Origin of the sequence: Thiohalophilus sp., assembly GCF_031581315.1 — a bacterium.
GTDB lineage: Bacteria > Pseudomonadota > Gammaproteobacteria > UBA6429 > Thiohalophilaceae > Thiohalophilus.
The window spans coordinates 1-9,218 of the sequence record NZ_JAVLAZ010000092.1 but is presented as its reverse complement, the minus strand read 5'-3'; the positions used below and the strand labels follow the sequence as shown (position 1 = coordinate 9,218).

Annotated in this window: 12 protein-coding genes; 1 reads left to right on the top strand and 11 read right to left on the bottom strand. The window is 55.6% G+C overall.

The features are described 5' to 3' along the window. Window positions 1–1,247, bottom strand: a 1,247-nt coding sequence (locus tag RI563_RS11310; protein WP_310694488.1) for an MFS transporter, incomplete at its 3' end; no start/stop codon positions are given. A 367-nt stretch (window positions 1,248–1,614) separates the two neighbouring features. On the opposite strand from RI563_RS11310, the gene RI563_RS11305 reads away from it, so the two are divergent. Further along, window positions 1,615–2,010, top strand: coding sequence for a ribulose bisphosphate carboxylase small subunit (locus tag RI563_RS11305; RefSeq protein ID WP_310694487.1), 396 nt, complete (start codon window positions 1,615–1,617; stop codon window positions 2,008–2,010). Window positions 2,011–2,079: 69 nt separating this feature from the next. On the opposite strand, the gene RI563_RS11300 is transcribed toward RI563_RS11305, so the two are convergent. From RI563_RS11300 to RI563_RS11255, 10 genes are all read right to left on the bottom strand, one after another. Then, a complete protein-coding gene (locus RI563_RS11300) occupies window positions 2,080–3,126 on the bottom strand; it encodes a LysR family transcriptional regulator (RefSeq protein WP_310694486.1) in 1,047 nt (348 codons plus the stop codon). A 59-nt stretch (window positions 3,127–3,185) separates the two neighbouring features. Further along, window positions 3,186–5,339, bottom strand: coding sequence for a SulP family inorganic anion transporter (locus RI563_RS11295; protein ID WP_310694485.1), 2,154 nt, complete (start codon window positions 5,337–5,339; stop codon window positions 3,186–3,188). Between the two features lie 7 nt (window positions 5,340–5,346). Further along, the gene (locus RI563_RS11290) at window positions 5,347–5,667 is read right to left on the bottom strand and encodes a P-II family nitrogen regulator (protein ID WP_310694484.1); all 321 of its coding nucleotides are present in this window, start codon (window positions 5,665–5,667) and stop codon (window positions 5,347–5,349) included. A gap of 16 nt (window positions 5,668–5,683) precedes the next feature. Beyond that, a complete protein-coding gene (locus RI563_RS11285) occupies window positions 5,684–6,697 on the bottom strand; it encodes a sodium-dependent bicarbonate transport family permease (protein WP_310694483.1) in 1,014 nt (337 codons plus the stop codon). Between the two features lie 108 nt (window positions 6,698–6,805). Further along, entirely contained in the window at window positions 6,806–7,051 is a 246-nt protein-coding gene (locus RI563_RS11280) for a hypothetical protein (RefSeq protein ID WP_310694482.1), read from the bottom strand. Continuing rightward, a complete protein-coding gene (gene parA, locus RI563_RS11275; protein ID WP_310694481.1) occupies window positions 7,048–7,668 on the bottom strand; it encodes a ParA family partition ATPase in 621 nt (206 codons plus the stop codon). The genes RI563_RS11280 and parA overlap by 4 nt, the downstream gene beginning before the upstream one ends. Window positions 7,669–7,679: 11 nt before the next feature. Next, entirely contained in the window at window positions 7,680–7,943 is a 264-nt protein-coding gene (locus RI563_RS11270) for a 4a-hydroxytetrahydrobiopterin dehydratase (RefSeq protein ID WP_310694480.1), read from the bottom strand. Window positions 7,944–7,955: 12 nt separating this feature from the next. Further along, a complete protein-coding gene (locus tag RI563_RS11265; protein WP_310694479.1) occupies window positions 7,956–8,432 on the bottom strand; it encodes a bacterioferritin in 477 nt (158 codons plus the stop codon). 27 nt (window positions 8,433–8,459) lie between these two features. Further along, window positions 8,460–8,774, bottom strand: a complete 315-nt coding sequence (locus RI563_RS11260) for a BMC domain-containing protein (protein WP_310694478.1) — start codon at window positions 8,772–8,774, stop codon at window positions 8,460–8,462. Window positions 8,775–8,815: 41 nt separating this feature from the next. Further along, window positions 8,816–9,127 (bottom strand): BMC domain-containing protein, encoded by a 312-nt coding sequence (locus tag RI563_RS11255; RefSeq protein ID WP_134080584.1) that lies wholly within the window; start codon window positions 9,125–9,127, stop codon window positions 8,816–8,818. Window positions 9,128–9,218: the final 91 nt, after the last annotated feature.

Here is a 9,218-nt window from a genome sequence, read left to right as displayed (position 1 = left end):
ATGACGGCCTGCACGCTGATCACATCGGCCAGGACGCCGATCGCCCCGCCCGCCAGCATGGCAATGCCGATCAGGGTATTACTCAAAGCCACGTAAATCGCCCGTGTATCGGCCGTGGCCATATCCACCAGGTAAACCTTGCGTCCCAGCCGTACCCCGCCGTGGAAGACACTGAGGGTCAAAAACAGGCCGGCATACAGCCAGGCACTGTCAATCCAGGCCAAACCGGCTTCCACGGCCAGGTACAGCAGAATCCCCTGTATCCCGGCCGCCAGCGCGGCCAGCACGATCACCAGCCGGCTGGAATAGTCGCTCAACTTACCCCACACCGGGGAGCTGAGACTGCCGGCAATGCCACTGGCGATGATCAGCATCCCAAGACCAACCAGCCCTTCGGCGGTGTTCTGTTGTGCCAGTAAAACGTAAAACGGGGGCGCTAACGCCACGCTAAGCAACAGGGCCCGTCCGATAACAAAACGCCGAAACAACACATCGGTTTTGAGCATGCCGAAACTCTGCAGCGCCACACTCAGGGCATTGCCACCGCCTTCGGTTGCCCCGGGTTGTTCGCGAATCGCCGCAAAAAAGCCCATCGCGATAAACCACAGTATGCCCCCGCCCGCCAGTAACCAGGCCAGCACGGCCAGCGGTGCGTCCCCCGCGAACCACTCCACATAGACCCCGACTACCAGAACCGCCAGACCGGAGATGCCCGCGCTCCAGCCCATCAGGGTGCCGCGCTTGCCTTTTGAGACAGTCTTGCCCAGCACATCCTTGGCCGAGACCGAACACAGGCCGCGCGCCAGCGAGAACACAATCAACAGACCCAGTATCGCCCAGCCGGCCGCGGTTCCGGACAAGCTGCCGGTTGCCACTGCCATCAACGCCAGGGCGACACCGGATAAGCCTGCCCCCAGCAACCATACTGACTTGCGAATCGCCATGCGCCGGATGATCGCCGCCACCACCAGTTGCGGTAACAGCACCCCCGCCTCGCGAATCGGCACCAGAAAACCGGTAAACGCCGCCGGCGCACCGACACTGGCCAGCAACCACGGCAGAATCAATCTTGCACTGGCGATTTCATCCGCGATTTTCCCCAGCAGGTTAGCGATCAGGTAGGCGAAAAAATTACGTGGCTGATCATTGCATGCCGACTCGGGAATATCCTTGCAGACACGGGCATCTTCATCACCGGTAATGAGATCATGCAGGCTGGTGGTCAGGTCCTTGTTATATTCAGACATAAGATTGCTTTTGAGTATTGGTAAATTGTGTTGTTCTGTTTAGCGCGCATTGCTGCAAGCTCGATAAATGAAATCCGGGCAGCGTTATGACCGTCAGTTCTTTATCGTTCTCGCACACATCATGATTAACAGGTTATTCAAAGGGGCTTATGCAAACAACTATACATAGATATTGATCGATAATTTTATAGAAAGAAACAATCCAAATGACCCTTCCTAATCCCCTGCCACCACGGTAACCTCACTTTACCCAAGCATAACGCTCAGGATTAACCTGACTGAATACCGAACAATAAACGAATGTGACTTTAACGCCGTCAGGCAGGTAACCCCGTAACACGTACGGAAATCATGTGAGGCAACACTGATGCAACTGGATAACTACTTTATCAAATTGACCTGCCTGGCCCTGTTTAACAAGGTGGAGAACCTCGTACAGCAAAGCCTGCGAGGGGACTGGATCGTCCGTATCCAGTATGGCGTTCCATCCTCCGACAACACGCTTCGCTGGCAGCAATGGCAAAGCCCGTTCTTTGCCTTGCAGAATGCGAAAGCGCTCAACCAGGCGATCCTGGCCTGTCGCCTGAACTACCCGTTACAGCCGGTAAGGTTGTATGCCGAGAAAGTCCGTCCCGAATCCCATTTTATCTACTGGATCCATATCCCCACTCACCAGACATCGCCTCCCGCCGAGCCCCTGCCGGAATCCCGCCACACACAACCGACACCGATCGCCGACTATCAGCAGGCACAGGCGTCCTGATGCCACAGGGTAACGTTACGGATAACGTCAGAGGGTTTGATCGAGGGGAAAACAGCCTCAGGCGCTTTTTTACTTGCGTGAAGTGGATTTTTTAGTTGAAGTAGAATCTTTGCTGTCCAGATACTGTTCCAGAGCGGGCCAGATATTCCTCATGCGTTCACGCATTTGTGGCTCAAGTTCTCTGGCAAAATCGACAAATGCTTTGGAGACCAGTGACAGCTCTTTGGCCTTGGGATAAACCAGATACCATTGGCGCATGATGGGGAACCCTTCCACATCCAGAATGGCGACCGGTCCCTCGATGCCTTCGAGCGTCAGGGTATGTAACGACAGCACCGACAGACCCAGTCCACCCACGATGGCATGCTTGATCGCCTCGTTACTGCCCAGTTCCATTTTGACTCTGGGCCGCAACTTGTGTTCATCGAACATGCGTAACATGGCATCACGTATGCCCGAACCCGGCTCACGCAGAATAAAGGGCTCCTCAACAATCCGCTCCAGGGGAATGTTCTTTTCGCCGACCAGCGGATGATTACGCGGCGCCATCACCACCAGAGGATTGGGGGCAATAGGAAAAGCCACCATCTCCATCTCATCGGTAGGGGCCTGGCCCATAATATAGAGGTCATCCTCATTCGAACGCATCCGCTCGATGATCCGGTCCCGATTGGTCACTTTCAGGGCCACATCGATACCGGGATAAAGCACACTGAATTCACCCAGAACTTCCGGGGCAAAATATTTGGCTGTCGTAATCGCCCCCAGGCGCAGGCGACCACGGCGCATGCCCTTGAGGTCGGAAATCTTCATCTCCAGGTTCGACATAACCTGAAAAATGCCCCGGCAAGCCTCATACAGCTCCATCCCGGCTTCGGTCGGCTCCACGTTACGACCCACGTGCTCGAATAACGGCAGGCCGATGACGTCGCTCAGTTTCTTGATCTGCATGGACACCGTGGGCTGTGTCAGAAACAGCTCTTCGGCGGCGCGGGTGAAACTGCCCAGCCGGACGATGGTTTCGAACACCTGGAGCTGACGCAAGGTGGCATGGCGGATCAGAAAATCCGGCATGGCGCCGGGCGGCGTGTAGGTATAATCGGAGGAATTGGCCATCTCCCCGTTTTTATATCGCGCTCGCTTAGACTTGTCTACACGTCGGGGCATATTTCACCTCATAGAAGATGGTTGGCAACGCGGCCGCCACGCCAGGGGGACCTTCCGTCCCGCTCCGGAAAATCCACCACCCCGGGCGCAAAGCGAGTTTCGAGCGCTTTCAGTGCGGTTTGTTTGTCGGCAAAAAATACGTCTTCTCCCAGCTCGTCGACCAGACCGCTGCTTTGCATCACCTGCATGACCTGATGTTTGAGCCCGCTGAACATCAGTTGCACGTCGGACTCCTTCAGACGGCGAGCAATCTCGCGGACTTTTTCTTCTCCGGAGGCATCGATCTCGTTAATACTGCTACCAATCACCAGAATGGCCCTGGCCCTGGGGAAATCGCTCAGGGCCTCGAGAATCATGTCCTCGAAATAGGCCACATTGATAAAGTTCAGCGACCCATCAAAACGGACCGGCACGAAGAATTCACTCATTGGCTCAAGCTGGTGAGCCCTGACACCGCCCAGCGTACCGTCGCCCTTGCGACTGACGATTTCGGCCCGGGGCCGCATGATCCGGATCAGGTAATGCAGTACAGTCAATGCGATACCCAGTAATATGCCGTTGGCAATCGCCGGCGCCATCAACAGGGTCGCCACAAAGGTAATCACGCCAATGGAAGCGCTCACGCGATCTACCCGCCAGGCCTGTAACAGCGGTTTTATCCGGATCAGACTGAATACCGCCATCATTACGATGACAGCCAGCACAGCCTGTGGCAGGTGATAGAGGTAGGAAGTGAAGAACAGCAGCACCAGTACAACGGCAATCGCACTGATGATCGCAAACATGCCGGTACGAGCCCCCGTTCGGGCCGCCACCGCAGAGCGCGAAAACGAACCACTCACCGTATAGGAACTGAAGAAGCTACCGGCGATGTTGGCCAGCCCCTGCCCGACCAGTTCCTTGTTGGTATCCACACGCTCACCCGTGGTACTGGCGATGGCCTTGGAGATAGAGGTCGCCTCCATAAATCCGATCAAAGCCATCACCAGTGCCGCCGGTAACAGCGACAGAATCAGATCCCATTTGAGAGTCGGCACACCGAACTCAGGCAACCCTTCGGGAATCGTGCCAACTACCGCGCCACCGGAAGACAATATCACCCGCTCACCATCGATCCCGCTAAAACGCCAGCTCTCGCCATTTACCCTCGCTTTCGAAGGCACCTCACCTGCCGGATAAAACTGCGATGGGCCGTTCTCTGTCCCGGTCCCGTGCAGGACCATTTTGTGCAGTTTGACGCGACGCAGGGTGTTCTCATTTTTGAGAATTTTGAGTTCATGTTCGCGGACCTTTGCGGTGGCACGTAATGATGCGGCCTGCTCGATGTTCTCCAGTCCACCCTGTTGCTCCAGCTTTTTCGCCTGTTGATTAAGCGAGGCGATCTCGTCGGTCAGTGATTCAATACGTCGTTCGGATTTGGCGTACGCATTCACCGTAGAAACGGTTTGCGCATCCTGAATCTGGCTGCTCGTCACGACCATTTTGTTTTCATACGAGAGCAGCGCACTGATCAGGGTGGTTACAATCACCGCGATAAGCACGCCCGGCAAAGCAGGAAATTTCTTCCTCAATCCGAGGATGAGCAAAAAGGCGCCCACCGCGAACAATAGCGTTGCCATGTGCAGGGACGGCAATTGCAGAACGACCCGCCACAGATCGGCCAGGTAGGAATCAGTGCGCGGAAACGGTACACCAATGACCTTGCTCAGCTGGGAAAGCCCGATGATCAATGCCGCGGCGTTGGTAAAGCCCACGATCACCGGGCTGGAGAGGAGGTTGACGATCGCCCCGAGCCGAAACAGCCCCAGTGCGAGCCGCAGCACACCCACCATCAAGGCCAGCATCACCGACAGCTCGATAAAGTCCGCACTGCCCGGACTGGCCAGGGGAATCAGCGCCGCTGCCGACATAAGAGACAACATGGCAACCGGCCCCGTATGCAGCTGACTGGACGAGCCCCACAGAGAAGCCACGATGACCGGAACGAACGAGGCATACAGTCCATACACCACGGGCAATCCGGCAAGCTGGGCATAAGCCATACTCTGCGGCACCAGCACCAGGGCCACGGTAATTCCGGCAACCAGATCCGCACGTATCACTTCGCGGTTCATCGGGAACCAGCGCAGGAACGGGAATAACGTAGACAACCAGGCCTGCATGATTACATTACTCCATTGACTCGGAATACTTCTCGGGCCCCAGCACTGACACATCGGAAACGAAAACCGTCAGATGGTGCCCCTTATTAATTAATTGCTCGAGATCATCCAGTAACCCGCTCAATCGTTCGGAAGGTATGATCACATGGAACTTGATATTGGTATCGATATCCAGCATGCCGGACTGCTCACCACTGGAGCCGGCACCCCTGGCCCGAACGACTGTGTAGCCGCTGGCACCACGGTTACGCACCCGGCCGACCAGTTGATCCTCCAACACATCGCTGGTAATGACCGTGACCAGTTTTTCCGGAAAAAGCCTGTGCATCTTCAGCCCTCCTCGTTTAGCCCACGATCCGCTCTGCCAGAGCGTGATAGAGCGGAATGCCAATAATCACGTTAAACGGAAACGTGATTCCCAGTGACAAGGTCAGGTAAAACGACGGATTGGCCTCCGGAACAGCCAGACGCATCGCCGGCGGTACGGCAATGTACGAAGCACTGGCTCCCAGCACGCCGACCAGCAACGTTCCGCCAACGCTCATGTCCAGCACCAGCCCGCCAACAAGCAGCCCGATGGCACCACCTATCAGCGGCATAACAATACCGAACACCAGCAGCACCGGACCTACCTTGCGAAACTCGCGGATACGTCGCGCCGCTTCCATGCCCATCTCGAACAGAAACAGGCACAACACTCCCATGAAGATGTCATCAACAAAGGGAGATAGCTTCTCCATGCTGGCAGGAGATGCAACTGCCCCGATGAACATCGAGCCGATCAGTATAATCACGCTACCGTTGGTGAAAGCCTCATGCAGCAAGCCTCCCAGTTGCCCGTTACCCATGCCGCCCCGTTGTATTATTGCTGTACCACCGCCATTGGCAGAGACGGCGAGGCGTTGGCGCGACCAGGAAGCAAGCAACAGGCCAACGATTATGGCGGGTGACTCCATGACCGCGAGCATGATAACCGGATAGCTCTCATAGCCGATATTCAGGTTATCCAGATAGGCAATCGCGGTCAGAAAGGTACCGGCACTGACTGATCCATAATGTGCCGCAATTGCCGCGGAATTCATGTGATCCACCTTACGGGTCATGAGCAGAAGCGCATAACCGATCAAAGGCAGTGCGAAACCGAGGATGATGGCCCAGAGTACCGAATTGAAAGCCATTGCCAGATCGGCTTTCCCAAGGGCATAGCCTCCGTGGAGACCGATTGCCATCAACAAATAGATGGATAATACCTTGGCCAGATCGGGTGGAACCCGTAAGTCTGATTTTATAGCCCGTGCTATAAAACCCAGCGCAAAAAACAGCACTGCGGGAATGAGCAGATTACTGAGAGCTGACATTGCATTGACCCTCTTTGTTTGTCCTTCATTCCAAGTATGTGCTGTTCAAAACTCATAAAACTAATCGATAATACATCGACAACTGATTGACTGGAGTCGATACATAATTCAGTCCGGCCAGACACGGCGACGCACTGACTGATAACCATCTGCCTGGTTTTTCCCCGTCGTATTTTTCTCATTACGTTTTGCTGCGGTCCTGGAACCGGTTGCGGTCGAGGTTTTTTTTGGCGCTGGTGTTTCGGTCTTATTTTTCTCCTCTGCAGAAACAGACTCGTTATCTTCGGTAGTACCGGACTTTGTTTTGCGCATCGAATCGACAAGTTTCTGCCGTGTTTTGTCACTCTGGCTCATGACGCTAATACCTCCTGGATCAATTGATTGAGTTCAGTTGCTGCATCACTTCCCCGGCGCCCCATGTCATAGATGCTTTTACCTTCAAGAACACTGCTGCGGTAAATCGCACGTCGACGTATCGGCGTTTCTGCAACGGGGATATCGATTTCAGCTACAGCTTCGCGAACCAGGCGTGAAAGCATGGTGCGCGGTTCCAGTTGATTGATAATCAGCCAGGCGGCCAGTTGTGGATTAACTATGCGAGCCTGTTGAATTGCCTGCTCGATATGTACCGTCGCCCACAGGTCGACCGGTGAAGGTTGCACAGGTATCAGGGCCACATCGCAGCCCTGCAGTGCTTCATGGGTCTGTGGTGCCTGAACCGAAGGCGGACAATCCACAACCACATGCTCATGTTGGCGTGCCATTGTGGCAATTGCCTCGCCCAGCGCCCCTTCAGCCACGACCACGGGTAACCGGCTATCACCTATCACTTTCCATTGCACCGAGGAACCTTGCGGATCGGCATCCACCAGGACAGTGTCACTCTGTTCGGCCAGTGCCACCGCCAGATTAATGGACAATGTTGTCTTGCCGGCACCGCCTTTGTTTCCCACCAGAGCGATGACGGACATCCTGCCGGCTCCTAATGCGTCCCTTGCTCTTCGAGCAAGGCATCATATTCGGCAGCCAGGCGATGTTGTTGTTCGCCCACCTCATTGCTCTGTTCATCGGCATGGATAGTCACGTTGACATAATCACGTCCAAAACCCATGTCGGGATACAAACCTTCACGCTCGGAGACATCCGCGGCGCGGTCGAGAAAATCTCGCAGGCTCTGGTAATCGGCAAACTCATAGCGCCGTTCCAGGCGAGCGGGACGGTTGCGTTCCTGCCATTGTTGACTCATGGTTCGCCTCCGTTAAAAAGTGGCGCGTGTCTTGTTGACCTTCACGCCGGGTTGTTCGAGTTCCTTCAGCCATTTCGCCAGATCAGCGGCATGGCCCTGCTCCTCACCGAGGAGTTCTTCAAAAAACAGCCGGTTGTCATGATCCCCGCTGCGTGCACAGTGCTGCGTCGCCTCGGTATACAACCGGATCAGTTCGTTTTCGAATGCATGGTTATGCTGCAACAGTTCCTGCAGGCTGCGGCCAAGCCTGGGTGGGCGCAGTTGCGAGGCATTGGGTGCCACGCCGAGGGCGAGCATGCGGCCGATAATCCGGTCCGCATGCGCCATTTCCTCACTGGCCTCATTGCTCAACCGTTTGGATACCTCGGTCAGCCCCCAGGTCGCGACAAGTCGTGCCTGGGTGCTGTACAGCTGGACCGCCGAGAGTTCCAGACTCAGGGCCCGACCGAGATAACCCAATACGCGTTGATCAGCTTTAGCGTGCAGCATGACGACGGATCAGTCAGCGTCAACCAATCATTTATCTGCTGTTTCACTGTTACCGGCATCGCCGAGCACCTGCTCGACTTCGCGATGCGGACGGGCAATGATATGAGCAGCCACCAGGCCATCGCCTACGCGCTCACACGCATCCGCGCCCGCGCGCACGGCTGCATTTACCGCACCGGTCTCGCCACGCACGAGCACGGTGACATAACCGCCGCCGACAAATTCCCGCCCGAGCAGGCGAACTTCTGCCGCTTTGGTCATGGCATCTGCCGCCTCGATGGCGGGAACCAGCCCGCGCGTTTCAATCATGCCCAGTGCTATGCCGTAGTGTTCAGTGGCCATGGTGTGTTACTCCTCATTAAGTTAAATACAACGCCTGTCTATCAGGCTGCAGTTTTACTGCTACCACCTGTCGGCAGAACCGGTTCTACTTCACGATGCGGACGGGCAATGATGTGTGCCGCAACCAGACCGTCACCTACACGTTCACAGGCATCAGCGCCAGCACGAACTGCCGCGTTAACCGCACCGGTTTCACCGCGAACCAGAACAGTGACATAACCGCCACCAACGAATTCACGACCGATCATGCGTACTTCCGCTGCCTTGGTCATGGCATCTGCCGCCTCGATGGCGGGAACCAGTCCGCGTGTCTCGATCATACCGAGTGCAATGCCGTAGTTGTCGTTTGCCATCTTTCTATCTCCTACTCTATTGACATGATTGTTGAACTGAAAAAATCGCTACAACGCCTGTTCCGTTGTCTCGCCCTTCCCGGTTGACTGA

Excerpts from the sequence above, each read along its gene's own strand:
- RI563_RS11305 (WP_310694487.1), top strand. The coding sequence starts at position 1,615 with ATGCAACTGGATAACTACTTTATCAAATTGACCTGCCTGGCCCTGTTT.
- RI563_RS11300 (WP_310694486.1), bottom strand. The coding sequence starts at position 3,126 with ATGGCCAATTCCTCCGATTATACCTACACGCCGCCCGGCGCCATGCCG.
- RI563_RS11295 (WP_310694485.1), bottom strand. The coding sequence starts at position 5,339 with ATGCAGGCCTGGTTGTCTACGTTATTCCCGTTCCTGCGCTGGTTCCCG.
- RI563_RS11290 (WP_310694484.1), bottom strand. The coding sequence starts at position 5,667 with ATGCACAGGCTTTTTCCGGAAAAACTGGTCACGGTCATTACCAGCGAT.
- RI563_RS11285 (WP_310694483.1), bottom strand. The coding sequence starts at position 6,697 with ATGTCAGCTCTCAGTAATCTGCTCATTCCCGCAGTGCTGTTTTTTGCG.
- RI563_RS11280 (WP_310694482.1), bottom strand. The coding sequence starts at position 7,051 with ATGAGCCAGAGTGACAAAACACGGCAGAAACTTGTCGATTCGATGCGC.
- parA (WP_310694481.1), bottom strand. The coding sequence starts at position 7,668 with ATGTCCGTCATCGCTCTGGTGGGAAACAAAGGCGGTGCCGGCAAGACA.
- RI563_RS11270 (WP_310694480.1), bottom strand. The coding sequence starts at position 7,943 with ATGAGTCAACAATGGCAGGAACGCAACCGTCCCGCTCGCCTGGAACGG.
- RI563_RS11265 (WP_310694479.1), bottom strand. The coding sequence starts at position 8,432 with ATGCTGCACGCTAAAGCTGATCAACGCGTATTGGGTTATCTCGGTCGG.
- RI563_RS11260 (WP_310694478.1), bottom strand. The coding sequence starts at position 8,774 with ATGGCCACTGAACACTACGGCATAGCACTGGGCATGATTGAAACGCGC.
- RI563_RS11255 (WP_134080584.1), bottom strand. The coding sequence starts at position 9,127 with ATGGCAAACGACAACTACGGCATTGCACTCGGTATGATCGAGACACGC.